At 64.8% G+C, this 19,168-nt stretch carries 15 protein-coding genes and 1 tRNA gene; 6 read left to right on the top strand and 10 right to left on the bottom strand.

The features are described 5' to 3' along the window. The first annotated feature begins 1 nt into the window (after position 1). Positions 2-1,924, top strand: a complete 1,923-nt coding sequence (gene dnaG, locus AADZ78_RS17610) for a DNA primase (protein ID WP_085250447.1) — start codon at positions 2-4, stop codon at positions 1,922-1,924. A gap of 2 nt (positions 1,925-1,926) precedes the next feature. Here dnaG and AADZ78_RS17605 read toward each other — a convergent pair whose 3' ends face one another. Continuing rightward, complete coding sequence (locus AADZ78_RS17605) at positions 1,927-2,196, bottom strand: hypothetical protein (RefSeq protein WP_085250448.1); 270 nt, start codon at positions 2,194-2,196, stop codon at positions 1,927-1,929. A gap of 206 nt (positions 2,197-2,402) precedes the next feature. Between AADZ78_RS17605 and AADZ78_RS17600 the strand changes: the two genes are divergently transcribed. Beyond that, a tRNA-Asn gene (locus tag AADZ78_RS17600) sits at positions 2,403-2,475 on the top strand. A 19-nt stretch (positions 2,476-2,494) separates the two neighbouring features. Here AADZ78_RS17600 and AADZ78_RS17595 read toward each other — a convergent pair. After that, a complete protein-coding gene (locus AADZ78_RS17595; RefSeq protein ID WP_085250472.1) occupies positions 2,495-2,941 on the bottom strand; it encodes a DUF5994 family protein in 447 nt (148 codons plus the stop codon). 689 nt (positions 2,942-3,630) lie between these two features. On the opposite strand from AADZ78_RS17595, the gene AADZ78_RS17590 reads away from it, so the two are divergent. After that, positions 3,631-3,864: a hypothetical protein gene (locus AADZ78_RS17590; RefSeq protein ID WP_085250473.1), complete on the top strand. Its 234-nt coding sequence runs from the start codon at positions 3,631-3,633 to the stop codon at positions 3,862-3,864. 295 nt (positions 3,865-4,159) lie between these two features. Here AADZ78_RS17590 and AADZ78_RS17585 read toward each other — a convergent pair whose 3' ends face one another. From AADZ78_RS17585 to AADZ78_RS17565, 5 genes are read right to left on the bottom strand one after another with little or no spacing between them, the layout of a single operon-like run. Continuing rightward, entirely contained in the window at positions 4,160-4,612 is a 453-nt protein-coding gene (locus tag AADZ78_RS17585) for a DUF4395 domain-containing protein (protein WP_085250449.1), read from the bottom strand. After that, positions 4,612-5,043 (bottom strand): thioredoxin family protein, encoded by a 432-nt coding sequence (locus tag AADZ78_RS17580; RefSeq protein WP_085250450.1) that lies wholly within the window; start codon positions 5,041-5,043, stop codon positions 4,612-4,614. The genes AADZ78_RS17585 and AADZ78_RS17580 overlap by 1 nt, the downstream gene beginning before the upstream one ends. Positions 5,044-5,061: 18 nt before the next feature. Further along, positions 5,062-5,745 (bottom strand): serine O-acetyltransferase, encoded by a 684-nt coding sequence (gene cysE, locus AADZ78_RS17575; protein WP_085250451.1) that lies wholly within the window; start codon positions 5,743-5,745, stop codon positions 5,062-5,064. Between the two features lie 2 nt (positions 5,746-5,747). Next, entirely contained in the window at positions 5,748-6,680 is a 933-nt protein-coding gene (gene cysK / locus AADZ78_RS17570) for a cysteine synthase A (RefSeq protein WP_085250452.1), read from the bottom strand. Next, on the bottom strand, positions 6,677-7,960 hold the full coding sequence (locus tag AADZ78_RS17565) for a TQXA domain-containing protein (protein WP_085250453.1): 1,284 nt from the start codon (positions 7,958-7,960) through the stop codon (positions 6,677-6,679). The genes cysK and AADZ78_RS17565 overlap by 4 nt, the downstream gene beginning before the upstream one ends. A gap of 340 nt (positions 7,961-8,300) precedes the next feature. On the opposite strand from AADZ78_RS17565, the gene AADZ78_RS17560 reads away from it, so the two are divergent. From AADZ78_RS17560 to AADZ78_RS17550, 3 genes are all read left to right on the top strand, one after another. Next, the gene (locus AADZ78_RS17560; protein ID WP_085250474.1) at positions 8,301-9,224 is read left to right on the top strand and encodes a family 2A encapsulin nanocompartment shell protein; all 924 of its coding nucleotides are present in this window, start codon (positions 8,301-8,303) and stop codon (positions 9,222-9,224) included. Continuing rightward, positions 9,211-11,082: a family 2A encapsulin nanocompartment cargo protein cysteine desulfurase gene (locus AADZ78_RS17555; protein ID WP_085250454.1), complete on the top strand. Its 1,872-nt coding sequence runs from the start codon at positions 9,211-9,213 to the stop codon at positions 11,080-11,082. The genes AADZ78_RS17560 and AADZ78_RS17555 overlap by 14 nt, the downstream gene beginning before the upstream one ends. 130 nt (positions 11,083-11,212) lie before the next feature. After that, positions 11,213-12,757: a DHA2 family efflux MFS transporter permease subunit gene (locus AADZ78_RS17550; protein WP_085250455.1), complete on the top strand. Its 1,545-nt coding sequence runs from the start codon at positions 11,213-11,215 to the stop codon at positions 12,755-12,757. An 18-nt stretch (positions 12,758-12,775) separates the two neighbouring features. Here AADZ78_RS17550 and AADZ78_RS17545 read toward each other — a convergent pair whose 3' ends face one another. The 3 genes from AADZ78_RS17545 to AADZ78_RS17535 all read right to left on the bottom strand — a co-directional run bounded on the left by AADZ78_RS17545 (position 12,776) and on the right by AADZ78_RS17535 (position 18,990). Next, complete coding sequence (locus tag AADZ78_RS17545; RefSeq protein WP_085250456.1) at positions 12,776-14,422, bottom strand: NAD-dependent malic enzyme; 1,647 nt, start codon at positions 14,420-14,422, stop codon at positions 12,776-12,778. Positions 14,423-14,489: 67 nt separating this feature from the next. Then, on the bottom strand, positions 14,490-14,747 hold the full coding sequence (locus AADZ78_RS17540) for a hypothetical protein (protein WP_204081279.1): 258 nt from the start codon (positions 14,745-14,747) through the stop codon (positions 14,490-14,492). Positions 14,748-14,829: 82 nt separating this feature from the next. Further along, the gene (locus AADZ78_RS17535; RefSeq protein WP_085250476.1) at positions 14,830-18,990 is read right to left on the bottom strand and encodes a bifunctional nitrate reductase/sulfite reductase flavoprotein subunit alpha; all 4,161 of its coding nucleotides are present in this window, start codon (positions 18,988-18,990) and stop codon (positions 14,830-14,832) included. Positions 18,991-19,168 lie beyond the last annotated feature (178 nt).

Genomic DNA, 19,168 nt, shown 5'->3' with positions numbered 1-19,168 from the left:
GATGTCGAGTCCAGGTCGGTCCAGAATTTCCGATCGCGACATCGCCGCCATCCGCGAAGGGGCGCGAATCGAGGATGTTGTCGGCGACTACGTCCAGTTGCGGCGCGCCGGCGCCGACTCGCTGAAGGGCTTGTGTCCGTTTCACAACGAGAAATCACCGTCGTTTCACGTGCGGCCCAACCACGGCCACTTCCACTGCTTCGGATGCGGCGAAGGCGGCGACGTGTATGCGTTCATCCAGAAGATCGAACACGTCGGCTTCGTGGAGGCAGTCGAAGTGCTCGCGGACCGGATCGGCTACACGATCAACTACACCGGCTCGGCCACCAGCGTGCAGCGCGATCGCGGCAGCCGCAGCAGGCTTATCGCCGCCAACGCGGCTGCGGCAGCGTTCTATGCGGAGGCGCTCGAGTCCGACGAGGCGGCACCGGCCCGGCAATACCTGACCGAGCGCAGCTTCGACGCCGACGCCGCCCGTCGTTTCGGCTGCGGCTTCGCACCGTCGGGCTGGGACTCGTTAACAAAGCATTTGCAGCGCAAGGGTTTTGAGTTTAAGGAGCTGGAAGCTGCGGGCCTGTCCCGGCAGGGCCGTCACGGCCCGATGGACCGGTTTCATCGGCGGTTGCTGTGGCCCATCCGCACCTCGGCCGGCGAGGTGATCGGCTTCGGGGCCCGGCGGTTGTTCGACGACGACCCGATGGAAGCCAAGTACATCAATACGCCCGAGACGCTGCTGTACAAGAAGTCGGCGGTGATGTTCGGCATCGACCTGGCCAAACGCGACATCGCCAAGGGACATCAGGCAGTGGTCGTCGAGGGCTACACCGACGTGATGGCGATGCATCTGGCCGGGGTCAGTACCGCGGTGGCGTCATGCGGCACCGCATTCGGCGACGAGCACCTGGCGATGCTGCGCCGGCTGATGATGGACGACAGTTTCTTTCGCGGCGAATTGATCTACGTTTTCGATGGCGATGAGGCCGGACGCGCTGCCGCTCTCAAGGCCCTCGACGGCGAGCAGAACCTGGCGGGTCAGTCCTTTGTCGCGGTAGCCCCGGACGGCATGGATCCCTGCGACTTGCGGCTGAAGTCCGGTGACGGTGCGCTGCGCGACCTGGTGGCGCGACGAACGCCGTTGTTCGAGTTCGCCATTCGCACCGCGATTGCCGAAATGGACCTCGACAGCGCCGAAGGCCGGGTGGCCGCGCTGCGACGCTGCGTACCGATGGTGGGCCAGATAAAAGACCCCACGCTGCGTGACGAGTACGCCCGCCAGCTCGCCGGCTGGGTCGGTTGGGCCGATGTCGCCCAGGTCATCGACCGGGCGCGCGGCGAAGCCAAGAGGTCTAAGAATCCCAGCCGGCCCGGCTGGAAGGCACGGGCCGCACAGCCCCCTGACGCGGCCCCGGCCGAGCCCACCGTCGCCCGTCCCGATCCGCGCGATCCCACCCTGCGGCCGCAGCGGGAGGCGCTCAAGTCGGCGCTGCAATACCCGGCGTTGGCGGGCCCAGTGTTCGACTCCCTGACCGTGGAGAGCTTCACGCACCCCGGCTACGCGGCCGTCCGCGCGGCCATCGAGGCCGCCGGAGGTACCTCGACCGGTGTCAGCGGGGCGCAGTGGATCGATAAGGTCCGTCAGCAGACCACGTCGGCCGCGACCGTTGGGCTGATCAGCGAGCTCGGGGTGGAAGCGATCAAGGTTGACGACGACGAAAAGTTGCCGCGCTACATCGTGGGCGTGCTGGCTCGATTGCAAGAGGTGTGGATCGGCCGCCAGATCGCCGAGGTGAAGTCCAAGCTGCAGCGCATGTCGCCGATCGAACAAAGCGACGAGTATCACGCGCTGTTCGGCGACCTGGTGGCCATGGAGGCGTATCGGCGCAGCCTGTTGGAGCAAGCCAGCGGCGACGATCTGAGTGCCTGAGGCTACGGCGCCGCTTTCGACCGCCGCTCGATCGGGTATTCAACGGGGCGTTCAACAACGGCTGTCTCGTTGTCGATTTCGGTCAAGGTCACGAACCCGGCATCGGGTGAGATCCGATTCGCGATTTTGCGGCGCCCGCCTTCGATCACCGACCTCGCGGCAGGACTGCTGGTCAGCGCGCGGTACGTGCCCGCGATCTGCTCGTAGCGCCGGCGCCCAGCTTTCGCGCCCAACACGTAACCCAGTCCAAGCACGGCGACATACCCGATCAAAGCGGTCCCCTCCGACAAATAGTGCAGTTGATTCCATCCTGCCTCATGGGCGCGGATTGAGCCGCGCCCGATCCCCGTTGGGCCAGGTGGCCTGGCATCCCTAACGAGGGGATGAGGCGATCGCGCGTTCCCTCTAGTTGGGTGCGGGTATGCCAGTACGCTAGAGTCGTCCCGCGATCTGCGCCAGCAGACGCGCGACTTGATAGTCCCCTGTAGCTCAACTGGCAGAGCATTCGGCTGTTAACCGAAGGGTTGAAGGTTCGAGTCCTTCCGGGGGAGCTTCAAGCCCTGGCTGGGGTCAGAGACAGCCGGAGGCGCGTTGTTCTTGGGCGGCCCGCAGAATCGATCCGGCGGTCAGAAACACGGGTTTATCGCGATCAGCGGGCTTGATGGGCAGGTCTGCGGCCCGGCGCAGCACCATGACTGCGAGCGTGCTGTAGGTGCCGTACGGGATGATCAGGAGATTTGCGCAAGCATCGCTACCGCTAACGGTCATTACGTGTTGGCGTTTGTGTTCCCATCCCGGGCAGTTGAAGTCGGGTGGTCGTTGTAGCGGCGGCCAATTGACGTTGATCGATGTGATGTCTCCCAGCAGGGGAGTCAAGACCGCGACAAGGTCGGGCAATTCATTGGTGATGCGGTCGGCGCGGGGCCACCATGCTCCATCGATGTCGCGGCCGAACTCGGATGCCAGCGATAGCCGAATGGAGTTGACGCGACCCCGACCTCCGAACGGCCGCGTCATCGGCGGTATCGCGGTTGGGACCGGGGCCGCCAGATGATGACGCTGGCACGCCTGTCGAGCCCGAAGGCCGGGCTTGAGCCGTCTCGTTGTCGCGAAACGCTTGCGGCTGCGCAACTCACGGGCGGTTCCTTCACCTTCGGTGGCTACCGCCCCACGGGTGCGGGCGGACGGAGGAATCACATTGCCCGTGGCTATCATCCCCGCAGTTTTGCGGCGGACCACCGCTGACAACGAAACGGCTCACCGTTGACACTACGCCACCAGCGTCGTTTTGGTGGCTGAAATGCTCCGCGTTACGAAAACGCTGCCGCCGCAGTGTGTTTCGGTCACAGCTTCAGCCTTTCGCTGGCCGTTTCGCTTCGCGTTGACGACGAGGGTAGGGTGGGGGCTGATCGGTGATACTTCGTACGTGACTATTCAAAGCCATGTCGTCGCCGATCATTGATTTGGCCCGCGTCGCGGTCAAGATGGGAGCCGCTCCCCGCAGCGGGTATATCGACGGCGTTGCCGCGGAGTGCGGAAGTCGCCGCATGGATCCACGAAAGCGCAAAGTTGCCAACGCAATTGGCAGCGGGCAGGCGACTGTCACGACTCGTCGGATGAGTGCACAGGCACGAAAAAACTCAACGTAGAAACGCCCACGCGTAGGCGGGGTAGTGTGGCCGGTAACTGAGGTGAGGATGGGTGGCATGGCAGCACAAAGTTGGTGGGACGCACCCCAGATTCATCCCTCAGAAATCCGCGTCGGTGACATCATCGGCACGATGCAACCGACCGACGAGCGCTACACGGTCAAGCTGATCAGCGGGCCGCAGAAAAGTCCAAAGCAATGGACATTTTTCGGCCGCGACGAGGTGGGCCTGCAGCACACGAGCACGTTCGGGGAGGACGACTTAGTTCGTCGGTACCGCAGATCACCATGACGACGCTCGCTGGCTGAGATCAGTTCCCGGAAGGCGGCATAGGTGTTGCACCGGCGCCACCCGACGGCTGTGTCGAGATCACGCGTGTTTTCGTGGCCGCCAGAGCCACGTGGTAGCTGGTTTTGTAGATCTTCGATCAGCTGTCGTGGACTTCCTATCCAATCCCTTGGTGTGGGTGCCCGGGCGTGAGCCGGTTTCGTGAGAGTTATTGCGGTGAAAAGGGATACCCACTTCGCGTAGATTCGCGCGCTCAGATACGTGCTGAGACCGGTTCGGTTGCTTGGCTGTTCGACGGCTACGGCGCTGGTGTGCGACGCAGCCGCGTGACGAACGGATACAACTGGCAGCCAAGGCAGATGCCGAAGGCGGCGTTGAGGAACGCGGCGATCAGCGCGAACGCGGTTGCCACCACGCCGAGGAGCTGGATTCCCGCGGTGAAGCCAGCGGCCCCGACGACAGCGAAAATTAGCCCCACCACCTGGGCGAACTTCAGCGGTGCCACCGATTCGCGCTCTTTCACCGGTCCCAGCCGCGGTGCGACGAGTTTGGCGAACAGCAGCCCGTAAGGGCTATTACGCGGCCCGCGCGCGGCGCTGATCGCGAAAACGATTGCCTGGGCGCTCAGGATCGCCGCCGCGACGGGTTGGCTGAATGCTGACAGTGCCAACGTCAGCACCAGAACCGTGCTGGTAATCCACGCGGCGAATCGTGGTCCCCGCACGTCGACTTGGTTGGTAGTGATCGCCATCAATTGCTCCTGTCGGGAATTAGGGGTCGCAACACCGTGTGCAGGTCAGCTGCCTTCGGGACACCCGCGGTGCGGTATCGCTGTTGCCCTTCGGCGTCGAAGATGAACGTCGTAGGCAGCGAAAGCACCGACAGGCGCTTGGCGGCCACCGGGTTGGCGTCGATGTCGATCTCCACGTGCGCCACGTCCGTCAGATCGCCGCACACCTGGTCGACCACGCGACGCACCGCGTCACACGGACCGCACCACTGGGCAGTGAAATGTACGACGGTCGGCCCGGTACTGGATAAGCCAAGGTCCGACATGTCCTGGTCGCACCCTAAACCGGCTTCCCGCAATACGCCCGAGCGTCGATTGACCGCGACGCCGATCGCGGTGGCTCCGGCCAACGCTGCGATGGTTGCAGTCATCGCCACCACAAGAGTGCTCACAGCCTCTCCAACAACCCCTCAGATGGAAAAGTCCTCGCCATGCCAGACACCGGCTTCCGGTGGCCGGATGATGCGTTCACCGCGTGAGCCGCCATCCTGGGCTTCCAGCCTGGCCACCCTGGTGAGCAGCGATTGCAGGCTGACACCCACGAGATCGGGCAGCATCGAGTCGTCCTCGCGAGCGGTGCTGGAGCGGCTGACGATTTGTCCGGGGACCCCGACGACCACAGCGCTTGACGGAACCTCCTTGACCACGACGGCGTTGGCGCCGATCCGACTGTCGTCGCCGACTTTGATTGGGCCGAGAATCTTGGCTCCGGCGCCGATGATCACCCGGTCTCCAACGGTGGGATGGCGTTTCCCGGTTTCTCGGCCGGTGCCGCCCAGCGTGACGCCGTGGAAGAGCGTGACGTCGTCGCCCACCTCCGCGGTTTCTCCGATCACCACGCCGGTCGCGTGGTCGATGAACAGGCCGGCACCGAGCACGGCAGCGGGGTGGATCTCGACTCCCGTCAGCACCCGGGTGAGCTCCGCCAACGCCCGCGCGGCCAGCCTGGCGCCCCGCAGCCACAGCCAATGGCTGATCCGGTGGCCCCATACCGCGTGCACGCCGGGATAACAGAAGACGACCTCCAGCACGGTGGGTCGGGCCGGATCTCGCTCCCTCGCCGCCCGTATGTCGCGCCGGATATCCGCCAGCATGGCTAGTCGCTCAGATCGGCGAATAGCACAGTGCTCAGATACCGCTCGCCGAAGTCGGGGAGCACGACGACGATCAGCTTTCCGGTGTTCTCCGGCCGGCGGGCCAGCTGCAGGGCGGCCCATACGGCCGCGCCCGAGGAAATGCCGACCAGCAGACCCTCTTCCCGGGCCAGCCGCCGGGCCAGTTCGAGCGCGTCTTCGTTCTCGACCGTGACGATTTCGTCGACCAAACCCAGGTCCAGCACCGGCGGGATGAAGCCAGCGCCGATGCCCTGGATCGGATGTGGTCCCTTCTGGCCGCCGGAGAGCACCGGCGACGCGGCGGGCTCTACGGCGACGAACTGTGCCGATGGTCTGCGTTCCTTGATGACCTGGGCGACTCCGGTGATAGTGCCGCCGGTGCCGATCCCGGACACGAAGATGTCGACCTTGCCGTCGGTGTCTTTCCACACCTCCTCGGCGGTGGTGACGGCGTGGACGGCCGGATTCGCCGGGTTTTCGAACTGCTGCGGGATGAAATACCGATCGTCGGTTTTGGCCAGTTCCTCGGCCTTCGCGATGGCACCCGCCATGCCGTCGGGACCGGGAGTGAGGATCAGCTCGGCGCCGTAGGCCCGCAGCAGCATCCGTCGCTCAGTGCTCATCGTTTCCGGCATGGTCAGCACGCACTTGTAGCCGCGTGCGGCGGCCACCATCGCCAGGGCGATGCCGGTGTTGCCACTCGTCGGCTCGAGGATGATCGTGTCCGGCGTGATCAGGCCGGCTTTCTCGGCTGCGTCGATCATGGCCACCCCGATGCGGTCTTTCACGCTGCCCGCCGGGTTGAACGACTCCAGCTTGGCGACCACGTCGGCCACAGCCCCGTCGGTAACCCGGCGCAGCCGGACCAGCGGCGTGTTTCCGATCAGTTGCGTGATGTTGTCCGCGATGCTCATCTGCCTTCTCTCAGAATGTCGGCCCAGGCCTCGTCCCAGCTGATGTCGAATTCGATGCTCACGTCCGTGGGTACGGCTAGGGCAACCGGTGTGTACCGCTGTGGTGCCCCGTCTAACGCCAGCCCGGTCAATACTCTTCCGCCGATGCTGTGTGCAGTGGTTGCAGTCAATGTTATTGCCGATGTACCCGGGGCGCGACGCAGGTAAAAGTCGGTATCGGGTTGAACCACGTCGTTGATTGGGAAGCCGTCGGCATCGACCAGCTCGTGACCTTCGCCGACCGTCAGCGCCAATGGGACGTGCACCTGGAACGGTCCGACGAGTTCGGATTCGACGGTCGCGTCGGTGGCGATGAGTCGGGGTTCCGGTGTCGCGCGGACGGCTTGGTGTGCCCCCGCGAGCAGGTAGTTGTAGAGGTGCACGACGCGGTCGGCGTTGCGGTAGTGGCGGGTGCCGGTCAGCCAGAAGTCGACATGGTCGATCTCCGTCGTGGCGTCGGGTGTGGTGGTGATCAGCCGGTAGTAGCGGTAGCCGGATCCGCCGTGGCCATGACGGCTGGTCGACAGCGTACTGCCGACGCCCAGAGCGCGTTGGTAGCGGCCTTTGCCGGCATGTGTGGTCAGTTGTGAGCCGGAGATGTCGTGCCAGACACGGCCGTCGACCGACTTCTGCAGCTTGATGGTGACAGCGGCGTCCCCGGTCGCCCACAGGGAGTAGCCGCCCAGCTGTGGTTGGCCCTCGAATTCGAAGGTGAGCACCGGGCCTGGCCCGCGGTGGACGGCGACGGGCGCATTGAGTGGCCGAGTATCCAGGGACATGCCGTTGGTGAGATACCAGATCGCGGCCTGTGTTCCGGCGATGGCTTCGTGTTCGCTGATGTTGGCCGGGCCCAGTGGATAGCCGGCCCGGCGCAGCTGGCCGCTCAGTTCGGCGGCGGAGCGCATGGGGAAGGAGTGGCGCAGGATCCACGCCACTTCGGCCTCGCAGTCGCGGGTGAGCAGGTGTGGTAGTGCGGACCAGGTCCCTGGCCGGTAGCGCGACGGCTGGTGCGGGGCGATGCCGGTGAAGTCGAGGGAGTAGGCCTGCAGGTTGGGGTTGAGCCTGATCAGGTCGGTGCGCGCGGTGGTGCCGTCGGCGAACACGATCTTGTCGACGGTGTGCGAATAGGTGCCGCCTCGATAGCGCGTCATGCGAGTCAGCTTGGTGACCGGCCGCACCTGGATGCGGCGACGGGTCGCGACGGGCGCCAGGGCACGGCTGGGTACGGAGAGCACAGTCATGGGTGGTTGATCTTCCTGAAATTTGGAATTCCCGCGGCACCGGGCCGCGAGGCGACCGGCGCGCGAGGACTACAGGGTCAGACGGGATCAGGAAATCAACAACAACAGTCCACGGCAAGGCAGCGCGAGGGGATGAAGCGCGGCTGAACGGCCTGTTGCATGGCCCCACTATACGGCATGGTCGAGTTTCGGCAGTTTGGCTCACGCGCGGGCCAAACTCTTTGCCCAAGCATCACCGTGACATACGCTCGGCACCGCGCAAGCGATCATTGTGGGGCACAATGGCTCTGCCCCATAGTCCACGCCCACTGCATTACCGGAACACCATGGAAGGACCATGATGACGGCGGCTCAAAATGAGTCTCAGGCACTCGGCGATCTCGCCGCCAGGCAGCTTGCCAATGCTACGAAGACCGTTCCGCAGCTCTCGACGATCACGCCGCGGTGGTTGCTGCATCTGCTGAGCTGGGTGCCGGTGGAAGCGGGTATCTACCGCGTGAACCGCGTGGTAAACCCCGAGCAGGTTGCGGTCAAGGCCGAAGCGGGCGCCGGCACCGAAGGGCCGCTGCCGGAGACCTACGTCGACTACGAGACGAGCCCGCGTGAGTACACGCTGCGGACGATTTCGACCCTCCTCGATATCCACACCAGGGTGTCTGACCTGTACTCCAGCCCGCACGACCAGATCGCGCAGCAGCTGCGACTGACCATCGAGACGATCAAGGAACGCCAGGAGTCCGAACTGGTCAACAGCCCGGAGTACGGGTTGCTGGCGCAGGCGACCCCGGAGCAGACCATCCAGACGCTCGGTGGTGCACCCACGCCTGACGATCTCGACGCGCTGATCACCAAGGTCTGGAAGACACCCAGCTTCTTCCTGACGCACCCGCAGGGTGTTGCCGCGTTCGGCCGTGAAGCCACCTACCGTGGTGTGCCGCCCCCGGTGGTGAGCTTGTTCGGCGCGCAATTCATCACGTGGCGCGGCATTCCGTTGATCCCGTCGGACAAGGTGCCGGTCAAGGACGGCAAGACCAAGGTCATCCTGGTGCGCACGGGCGAGGAGCGCCAGGGAGTGGTGGGCCTGTTCCAGCCGGGCCTGGTCGGGGAACAAGCGCCCGGGCTCTCGGTGCGTTTCACCGGTATCAACCAGTCGGCAATCGCGACATATCTGGTCACTCTCTATACGTCTTTGGCGGTCCTCACTGACGACGCGCTTGCCGTGCTCGACGACGTCGCTGTGGACCAGTTCCATGAGTACAAGTGAGTACCGTTCGGTAGACGCCGAAGGTGAGCTTCCCATTAGCGCCGCGGAGCTCGCCGCGCTAGCCAACCAGTTGTATGCGACCGGTATTCGGCCGGGGCCCGATAGTCCACCGCAGACGACGCAGGTCGCGCCGCGCGGCACCGTGCCCGACACGACGGCCGCCACTTCGGCTGGCCAGGCGGCTGCCGGCGCGGTTGATCCGTTCCCGGCTCCGATTCCGTTGATCGGGGTCTCGGACATCTATCTCCCGGCGCCGACGTCTCCGGGACCCGAAGGAGCGCCGCCGCAGACGGCGCCGGTTGCTCCGCGTGGAAACGTGCCGGACGCAACGGCGGCGCCGTCGGCAGCCGAGACGACGGAGGCGGTAGCCGATCCGTTCCTGCCGCCCGGCATTGCGGATCTGACGGCGTTCGCGGTACCGAATTCCGGGATAGTGCCGACGGTGCCCGGGGTGCTGGCGGGGTCTGTCCCCACCGTGCCCGTGGCGCCGCGAGGATCGACGCCAGGCTGGCTACCCGAGGCGCCGTCGGTAGGTGACCTGGACTGGTCCGGCGCGCCTCCGGCCGGGCCGGTGGGTGACGAGTCGAACTACTACTTCCTGACTCGACCGGAGCCGGTGCCGCAGCTGCCCGACGAACACGAAGTCTTCGACGTCGAGGCCGTGCGCGCGGATTTCCCCATCCTGCAAGAAACTGTCAACGGCAAGCCGCTGATCTGGTTCGATAACGCCGCGACCACCCAGAAGCCGCGGGTGGTGATCGACCGGCTGTCGTACTTCTACGCCCACGAGAACTCCAATATCCACCGCGCGGCGCATGAGTTGGCGGCCCGGGCGACCGATGCCTACGAAGAGGCCCGCGAGACCGTGCGGCGGTTCATCGGCGCTTCGGCGGCCGAACAGAACATCTTCGTGCGCGGCACCACCGAGGCCATCAACCTGGTGGCCTACGCGTGGGGCGGCAAACACCTGGGACCCGGCGACGAGGTCGTCATCACCCACCTGGAGCACCACGCCAATATCGTTCCATGGCAACTGATTTCGCAAAAGACGGGTGCGATCCTGAAGGTGGCGCCGGTGGACGAGGCGGGCAACCTGCTGTTGTCGGAGTTCGAGAACCTGCTGGGTCCGAAGACGAAACTAGTTGCCGCGACCCACGTTTCAAACGCACTGGGCACGGTGACGCCGGTCGAGAAGATCGTCGAGCTGGGCCACCGCTACGGCGCGCGGGTGCTGATCGACGGTGCGCAGTCGATTCCGCATCTGCCGATCGATGTTTCGGCGCTCGGCGTTGATTTCTTCGCGTTCTCCGGGCACAAGATATACGGCCCCACCGGAATCGGTGTGCTCTACGGGACCGAGGAAGCTCTGGCCGAGACCCCACCGTGGCAGGGCGGCGGCAACATGATCGCCGACGTCACGCTGGAGCGGTCGCTGTATCAAGGGCTGCCCAACAAGTTCGAGGCCGGGACCGGAAACATCGCCGACGCCGTCGGGCTCGGCGAGGCGCTGCGTTATGTCGAGCGGATGGGCATCGAGCGCATCGCCGCCTACGAGCATGCGTTGTTGGAGTATGCGACCCCGCGGCTGGCGGACATTCCGGGTGTTCGGCTCGTCGGTACCGCGGACGAGAAGGCCAGCGTGTTGTCGTTCGTGCTGGCCGGACACGAGCCGCTCGAGGTGGGCAAGGCGCTGAACGCCGAAGGCATCGCGGTGCGCGCCGGGCATCACTGCGCTCAGCCGATTCTGCGTCGCTATGGCTTGGAGGCCACCGTCCGTCCCTCGTTTGCGTTCTACAACACCTTCGAGGAGATCGACGTGTTCCTGCGGGCGGTGCGCCGCATCGCCGAGGGCGGCTGAGACCAGCGCGAGCAGACGCAAAAGCGCCCAAATCACCCCTGATTTGGGCGCTTTTGCGACTGCTCGCGCTCCCTGCCGCATAAAGTTCATCCCCAGATCGCCACTGATACTCCGCGAACTGGGGCCCCGTATGAACCGAACGCAGCTCCTCACCCTCGTCGCTACGGGCTTGGGCCTGTTCATGATCTTTCTCGACGCACTGATAGTGAACGTGGCGCTGCCGAACATCCAGCACAGCTTCGGCGTGGGGGAGGACGGCCTGCAGTGGGTGGTGGCGGCCTACAGCCTCGGCATGGCGGTCTTCATCATGTCGGCGGCGACACTGGCCGACCGCTACGGCCGCCGTCGCTGGTACATCGCGGGGGTTTCCTTGTTCACGCTGGGATCCATCGCCTGCGGCATGGCGCCCTCCATCGGGGTGCTTGCCACCGCCCGGGGCGTGCAGGGCTTGGGCGCGGCGACTGCCAGCGTGACCTCGTTGGCCCTGGTCAGCGCGGCCTTTCCGGAAGCCAAGCAGAAGGCCCAAGCAATTGGGATCTGGACCGCCATTGCCAGTGTCGGCACGACGGCGGGCCCGACGCTGGGCGGTTTGCTGGTCGACCAGTGGGGGTGGCGCAGCATCTTCTACGTCAATGTGCCCATGGGCGTGGTTGTGCTTCTTCTGACCGTGGGCTTTGTGAAGGAGTCGTGCAACGAGCGGTCGGGACGCTTCGACCTGTCCGGGCAGCTGCTGTTCATCGTGACCGTGGGGGCTTTCGTGTACGCGATCATCGAGGGCCCCCAGGTCGGCTGGACATCGACGCAAACCGTCGGGCTGCTGTTGGTGGCGGCCGTTGGCGGCGCCCTGTTCTTGTGGCTCGAACGCAGATCGCCGGATCCGATGATGGATCTGAGCTTGTTCCGCGACACCTCGTACGCACTGTCCATCGGAACCATCTGCACGGTGTTCTTCGCTGTCTACGGGATGCTGCTGCTCACCACTCAGTTCCTGCAGAACGTGCGCGGCTACACCCCGAGCGTGACCGGCCTCATGATCCTCCCGTTCAGCGCGGGCGTGGTCGTCTTGTCGCCTCTGGTTGGGCCCCTGGTTGCCCGGGTTGGCGCACGCATGCTCGTCTTACTGGGGCTCTGCCTGTTGATGCTGGGTCTGCTCACGCTGATCGCCAGCGAGCACCGGAGCTCGAGCTTGGTTCTGCTCGGGTTGGGCCTGTGCGGCATGGGCGTGGCGTTGTGTCTGACGCCGATCACGACCGTCGCCATGACCGCCGTCCCCCCGGAACGTGCGGGCATGGCGTCCGGCATCATGAGCGCCCAGCGCGCGATCGGCTCGACGATTGGTTTTGCCGTCCTAGGCTCTGTCCTCGCCGCTTGGCTAACGGCCACACTCGAGCCTCATCTGGAGCCGGTAGTGCCCGACCCGGTCGAACGACACGCCATCGCCGAGGTCATCATCGATAATGCCAACCCGCGAGCGCATGTCAGCGCAATCGCACCGCGGCAACATATCCCGCACCGCGACCCCGTGCAAATTGCGGAAGAAGACTTCATCGACGGCATCCGCATCGCGTTTTTCATCGCCACCGTGTCGTTGGCGGGCGTGTTCGTCGCCGGTTGGCGCTGGTTCCCGCGTCGCATCGCCAAGCGCGAGGCCGCGACACCGGCCGCCGTTGAATGACTGCAATCGCAACGGCATTTAGTCGTATGTCGGCCGCCACATGGTGTCGAGGATGGCCTGCCTGACGTCGTCATGCGTTCTGGTGGCCACCCCGTCGGCCACGGCGGCGTGATACACGGCCTCCGCGACCGTGCTCGAGATGGCACGCAAGTCCTGGACATCCGGCAATAGCGAATCGCCGGTGCACACCGGATTAGCCTGGCGTGCAATGGCTTTCGCTGCAGCGTGTAGCATGCCCTGGGTGAGCAGCCGGGCGCCGGCGACGATCACGCCCAGTCCAATGCCGGGGAACACCAACACATTGTTGGCTTGGCCGGTGGTGTAGGTGGTCCCGTTGTATTCGACGGGCGCGGCGGGGCTGCCGGTAGCAAGCAGTGCCTTGCCGTCGGACCACGACAGGACGTCGGCCGGCATGGCCTCCATCCGCGAGGTCGGGTTGGACAGCGGGAAGATCATCGGTCGTTCGCAGGACGCCGTCATCGCCTCGACAACCTCCTGGGTGAACGCACCGGACACCGCCGAGCACCCGAGCAGGATGGTCGGCGCCGCCATCTTGATGGCGTCGAGCAGTCCGACCCGATCCCCGGCCGCTACGCCGAGCTGAGCGCGGCTCTTGGCGTAGGGCACCTGAAAATCGCGCAGGTCGGTCATGTCGTCGAACAGCAGGCCCTGCTTGTCGATCGCCCAGATCTGGGCGGTCGCCTGCTCAACGCCGGCGCCGTCGGCGACCATTGCGTCTCGGATCTGATCGGCGACCCCGATCCCCGCCGTTCCGGCGCCGAAGACAACCACCCGCTGCTCGCGCAACGCAATACCGGTGACCTCCGATCCGCCGTCCACGGCGGCCACCACCACGGCGCCGGTGCCCTGGACGTCATCGTTGAACACGCAGTAATCGGCACCGTATGTCCGCAGGATCATCCGCGCGTTGGCCGGCCCGAAGTCCTCGAAATGCAACAGCGCGCGCGGAAACATCCGATGAGCGGTCGCGATGTAGTGCTTGATGAACTGGTCGTATTCGGCGCCGCGGCGGCGCGCATGACGATTGCCGAGATAGAACGGGTCTTGCAGCAGTTGTTCGTTATCCGTGCCGACATCCAGGGACACCGCCAGACAACGGCGCGGATCGATGCCGCCGCCGGCCGTGTACAGCGCCAACTTGCCCACCGCGATCTGGATGCCACCCACGCCCCAGTCGCCGATACCCAGGATCGCTTCGGCGTCGGTGCAGACGATCAGGTCGATGTCGTCGGGTCCTTGCCCGAGCGTTTCGAACGCTGGGCCGATGTCGCCGGGTTCGTCGATGCTCAGGAACAAACCGCGTTGCCCGCGGTATTCGTCGGAGAAGCGCTGGATTGCCTCGCCAACGGTGGGCGTGTACACCACCGGCATCAGTTCCGGCAGATGCTCGGTGAGCACTTTGAAGTACAACAGTTCATGGCGGTAGTGCAATTGCTCGAGAAGCAGATTGCGTCCTAAATCTGTTGCGAGGCTTTGCAATTGATGCCACACCCGATCGGCTTGCTGCTCGAGGGTGAGCACCGCCGACGGCAGCCGGCCGGTGAGCCCGAGCCGTCGCCGCTCCTCATGAGTAAACCCAACCCCGCGATTGAGGCTTGGTGTGGACAGTGCGGCCGGAAACCGTGGCACGCAGGCATCGCCCATCTTTAGAACCTCCGTCCGTGACTTCGCGCGTCACGTCACGGTAGCGCTGATCGAGATGAACCCGCGCTTAACGACCGGAGACGGAATTGGCCGCGTCCGGGTCGAGCTGTTGCGCGTGGAACGCGATCTCACAGACGCACAGCGGTGCCACGTTGCGGGACCACTGCCGCAGTTGGGACCAGCGTTTGCGCATCATGTGCTGCGCGTAGACCTTGTCGCGCTGCTCGGGGGAGAATGCCAAGTCCAGGTTGACGGGCAGCCCTGCCCAGGCGATGTGGTCAGGTGCCGACGCCTGACTACACCGCAGCGGGCATTCCCGAGTCATGGCTCGATGGTGCGACCGGCATGTTTCAACTGGCCGACATGCGATGTTTCCGCCGTATTACAAGTTCCCCGCAGTAGACGTCTTAGTAGACGTCGCGGTGATAGCGCTTGTCTGCGCTGAGCGCCTCTATGTATGCCGTGGCCTCGTCAACGTCCAGGCGCCCGTGTTCGGCCACGATCTCGCACAGCGCGCGATCGACGTCCTTGGCCATCGGGTTGGCGTTGCCGCAGACGTACAACTGCGCTCCCTCCTGCAACCATTGCCACAACTGGGCACCCCGCTTGCGCATCAGGTGCTGCACGTAAACCTTCTCGCGCTGATCCCGGGAGAACGCCAGATCCAGTTCGGTGAGCAACCCGTCGGCATGCATCGCCTCGATCTCGTCGCGGTAGTAGAAGTCGGTGGCGGCATGTTGTTCGCCGAAGAACAGCCAGTTGGGTGCGGTGTGGCCGAGCGCGCGTCGCTCCTGTAGGAAGCCGCGGAAGGGTGCGATCCCGGTTCCCGGCCCGATCATGATCATCGGCGTGTGCGGATCGCTGGGCACGCGGAAGTTTCTGCATGTCCTTACGTACAGCGCGATCTGATCGCGTGGAGAGCGGTCCGCCAAATAGGTCGAGCACACCCCGCGCCGCGGTACACCGCGAAAGTTGTACCGCACCGGCGACACGGTCAGGTGCACTTCTCCGGGGTTTTCCTTAGGGCTGGACGAGATCGAATACAGCCGTGGCTGTAGCGGTTTGAGCACCGTGAGCCATTCGTCGACACGCGCGGTGACCGGCGCACTAGCGAGCAGGTCGATCGACTGGCGGCCCCATGACCAATCAGCCAGTGCCGCTTTGTTTTCCGGCTTCATCAACTCGGCAAGTTCAGCGGCGGACGCGGCGTCGTGAGTACGCTGCCGTACAAACCGCAGCAGGTCGGGGCTGATGTGGGCGATCTCAAGTCGCTCTAGAAGAGCGTCGCGTAGTGACATTGAAGTCATCGAGCCGTGGCCGGCAATCTCCACCTCGGTGTGGCCGTCCAACCCGGTCACGGTCAGCCATTCATCGACGAGCCCGTCGTTATTGCGCGGCCACACCCCGAGAGAGTCACCGGCTTCGTAGCTGACGGTTCCCTCCGGTAAATGAAACACCAACTGCCGCACGTCTTTTGCTGACCGTGGTCGGCTGAGCGTGGTGTTACGGACGAGGCTGGTGACCAGGGGGCGTTTCCTTGTGTACGTCTGCGGTGCGCAGGCAAGGCGCGCTGGTGCCACCAGAGCCGAGGGCGGTAGGGCGCGGTCATCACCGGTCGGTGCGCCGGGTCGGGTCAGCGCTTGCAAGACCGTGTCGAGCCATCCCGCTGCCGCGTCCTCGTAATCGGGTTCGCAGTCGACGCGGCCGGCTAGGCGGGTCGCTCCCAGCTCGGCAAGGCGTTGGTCGAGCCTGCGTCCATGACCGCAGAAGTCGTTGTAGTTGGAGTCGCCCAACGCGAGAACGGCATAGCGCGTGTCGTGCAGATGTGGTGCGCTGTCGTCCGATAGCGCTCGCCAGAAGCCGACGCCGTTGTCCGGGGGGTCGCCGTCCCCGGTGGTGCTGGTGATCAGCAGGAGCTCGTGCGCGGTAGGCAGGTCGGCAACGCCGAAGTCGTCCATACCGTGCAATGCGACAGGCAACCGGGCCCCGCGAAGCTTTGCGGCGATCCCGGCGGCGAGTTCTTCGGCATTTCCGGTCTGGGAGGCCCACAACACCACGATCGGCGCCCGATGGGGCGCTGCCGCGGTGGTTTCGGTGGCTATCGGTGCCGCCAGTGAGGGTGGTGGCTCGGCGCGCGAGAACATCCCGGCGAGCAGACCGTCCACCCACAGGCGAGTGTTGGAATCGAACGGGGCGCTCAGCGGCAGGGTGGGCACGCCCGCCGTGCGGCGACCGGCCTCCGAACGCAGCCCGGCGATCACCCCGGCCAGGTAGGCACGGCCGAGCGGACCGAACTGCGGCATTGGTTCGTTGGCCAGGCCGAGAATTTCGGCCACTGCGTCGACCTGAGACACATTGATCCCCCGAATTTCGGGGCTGTCTTCGGCCACTCCCGGGTCTGGTGCGGCGGTCTCCGGCGGAACGGGGACCTTCGTCACGGTGACCGCGCACGCCTTGTATTCCGGCTGCCGCGACACCGGGTCGACGGCGTCGCTGGTGACGGCGTTGATCGAGAGATATTCGCCGAAGACGTCGTTCCAGTGGAAGGGTGCAAAACAGTTGCCGGGGCGTACCCGGTCGCTGATTGCGGCCGGCAATACGGCACGGCCACGCCGGGAAGCGATCTCGACGCGGTCGCCGTCGGCGATTTGTAACGCGTCGGCGTCCTCGGGATGAATCTCGACAAACGGTCCGGGGTTCAGTTTGTTGAGCCTGGCCACCTTGCCGGTCTTGGTCATGGTGTGCCATTGGTGGGGCAGCCGGCCGGTATTGAGCAAGAACGGGTAGTCGGCGTCCGGCATCTCCGCGGGCGGCAGGTGCGGGCGGGCGAAGAACACCGCGCGCCCAGTCGCGGTCGGGAACGCCAACCGGGGCACGTGGCCGTCCTCGCGGACCAACTGAGTCTGGCTGACACCGTCATTCAGATAGCGGATTGGGTGACGGTCCGCCGCGTCCCCGGGTGGGCATGGCCACTGCAGTGGTGTCTGCCGCAGCCGCTCGTAGCTGACCCCGCGCAGGTCGTAGCCGGTCGTGGGATTCCAGAACCGTTTGATCTCTTCGAAAACATCCTCAGCGGACTCGTATCCGAAGGAGTCCGAAAAGCCCATCTCACAAGCGACCCGGGCAATGAGCTGCCAGTCGTGAAGCGCTTGTCCTGCCGGATCGACGGCTTGCTCGAACAGGGTCAGGTTGCGCTCGGAATTGACCATCACCCCGTCGGATTCGGTCCAGAGCGCTGCGGGCAGCAGAACGTCGGCGTACTCGTTGGTCTCGGTCTCTAGGAATGCGTCCTGGGCGATCACCAGTTCGGCCTGCTCCAGGCCGGCGATCACGGTCTTCCGATTAGCAACGGTGGCAACGGGATTGGTGCAGATGATCCAGCACGCCTTGATCTGGCCGTCGGCCATTCGGGAAAACATGTCGATCACGCCGGCGCTGACGTCGCTGCGCAACGATCCGTGGGGAATGCCCCACTGTTCCTCCACGAACTCGCGGTCTTGGGCGCAAGTCACCGACCGCTGACCCGGCAGACCCGGTCCCATGTAACCCATTTCGCGTCCGCCCATAGCGTTTGGCTGACCGGTCAGGGAGAACGGACCGCTGCCGAGCTTACAGATCGCGCCGGTGGCCAGGTGCAGGTTGCAGATCGCGTTGGTGTTCCAGGTGCCGTGGGTGCTCTGGTTGATGCCCATCGTCCAGATGCTCATCCAGTTCGCGGCTTCGCCGATCCAGCGTGCCGCCGTGCGGATGTGTTCCTCAGGAATACTTGTGATTTCGCTGACCCTGGCGGGGGTGAATTGTCGCAGGAAGCTCGGCATCACCTCCCAGCCCTCGGTGAATTCGGCGATGAACTCGGCGTCGGTGTGCCCGTTTTGGACGATCTGCTGCAGTAATCCGTTGAGCAGTGCCAGATCGGTCCCGGGGGCAATCTGTAGGAACAGGTCAGCCTTGTCAGCCGTCGCGGTGCGGCGCGGGTCGACGACGATCAGTTTGGCGCCCGCCTTGACGCGGTCCATCATCCGCAGGAACAGAATCGGGTGGCAGTCAGCCATATTCGCGCCGATGACGAAGAAGACGTCGGCATGATCGATGTCCTGGTATGAGCCTGGTGGTCCGTCGGCGCCCAGCGACAGTGTGTAGCCCGAACTGGCACCCGCCATGCACAACCGCGAATTCGACTCGATTTGGTTGGTGCCGACAAACCCCTTGGCCAGCTTGTTCGCCAGGTACTGGGCCTCGATGGAGATCTGCCCCGACACGTAGATGGCTACCGCATCTGGGCCGTGTTCATCGATGATCGCTCGTAACCGTTTGGCGCATAGGGTAATGGCGTCATCGGTATCGATTGGTTGGAGGGGTTCACCGCGGTCGGACCGCAGGTGTGCCGACTCCGCCCTGCCCGGTGCGCCGAAAAGGTCTACGGTGGTCGTGCCCTTGGTGCACAACCGGCCGAAGTTGGCCGGATGGCTGTTGTCCCCAGTCGATTTGGTGATGTGACGACGGCCGCTTTCGGGGTCGGTTGTGATCTGCAGCACCATTCCGCAGCCCACACCGCAGTACGCGCACATCGAGTGCACGGCATGCTGACCGGGCTGCGTAGCCACGCTTACGTCCTTTCTCGGGTGCTCAATCGTTTGCGCTGAATCGTGCGACAAGGATGTTTCAGGACGAGATATCCGAGGTTTCAGCCGTTTTACGGACTTCCCGCGACGGCTCCGGGCGCGGCAGTGCGCCGTTGAGAACGAC

This window comes from Mycobacterium riyadhense, assembly GCF_963853645.1.
Classification (GTDB): domain Bacteria; phylum Actinomycetota; class Actinomycetes; order Mycobacteriales; family Mycobacteriaceae; genus Mycobacterium; species Mycobacterium riyadhense.
This window is presented reverse-complemented; position numbering and strand designations above follow the sequence as displayed.

Coding starts and splice junctions, on each gene's coding strand:
- AADZ78_RS17545 (WP_085250456.1), bottom strand. CDS start 14,422: ATGGGCGATGCCTGCGTGCCACGGTTTCCGGCCGCACTGTCCACACCA.
- AADZ78_RS17585 (WP_085250449.1), bottom strand. CDS start 4,612: ATGGCGATCACTACCAACCAAGTCGACGTGCGGGGACCACGATTCGCC.
- AADZ78_RS17560 (WP_085250474.1), top strand. CDS start 8,301: ATGACGGCGGCTCAAAATGAGTCTCAGGCACTCGGCGATCTCGCCGCC.
- AADZ78_RS17590 (WP_085250473.1), top strand. CDS start 3,631: ATGGCAGCACAAAGTTGGTGGGACGCACCCCAGATTCATCCCTCAGAA.
- dnaG (WP_085250447.1), top strand. CDS start 2: ATGTCGAGTCCAGGTCGGTCCAGAATTTCCGATCGCGACATCGCCGCC.
- AADZ78_RS17540 (WP_204081279.1), bottom strand. CDS start 14,747: ATGACTCGGGAATGCCCGCTGCGGTGTAGTCAGGCGTCGGCACCTGAC.
- AADZ78_RS17595 (WP_085250472.1), bottom strand. CDS start 2,941: ATGACGCGGCCGTTCGGAGGTCGGGGTCGCGTCAACTCCATTCGGCTA.
- AADZ78_RS17565 (WP_085250453.1), bottom strand. CDS start 7,960: ATGACTGTGCTCTCCGTACCCAGCCGTGCCCTGGCGCCCGTCGCGACC.
- AADZ78_RS17555 (WP_085250454.1), top strand. CDS start 9,211: ATGAGTACAAGTGAGTACCGTTCGGTAGACGCCGAAGGTGAGCTTCCC.
- AADZ78_RS17550 (WP_085250455.1), top strand. CDS start 11,213: ATGAACCGAACGCAGCTCCTCACCCTCGTCGCTACGGGCTTGGGCCTG.
- AADZ78_RS17535 (WP_085250476.1), bottom strand. CDS start 18,990: ATGTGCGCGTACTGCGGTGTGGGCTGCGGAATGGTGCTGCAGATCACA.
- cysK (WP_085250452.1), bottom strand. CDS start 6,680: ATGAGCATCGCGGACAACATCACGCAACTGATCGGAAACACGCCGCTG.
- cysE (WP_085250451.1), bottom strand. CDS start 5,745: ATGCTGGCGGATATCCGGCGCGACATACGGGCGGCGAGGGAGCGAGAT.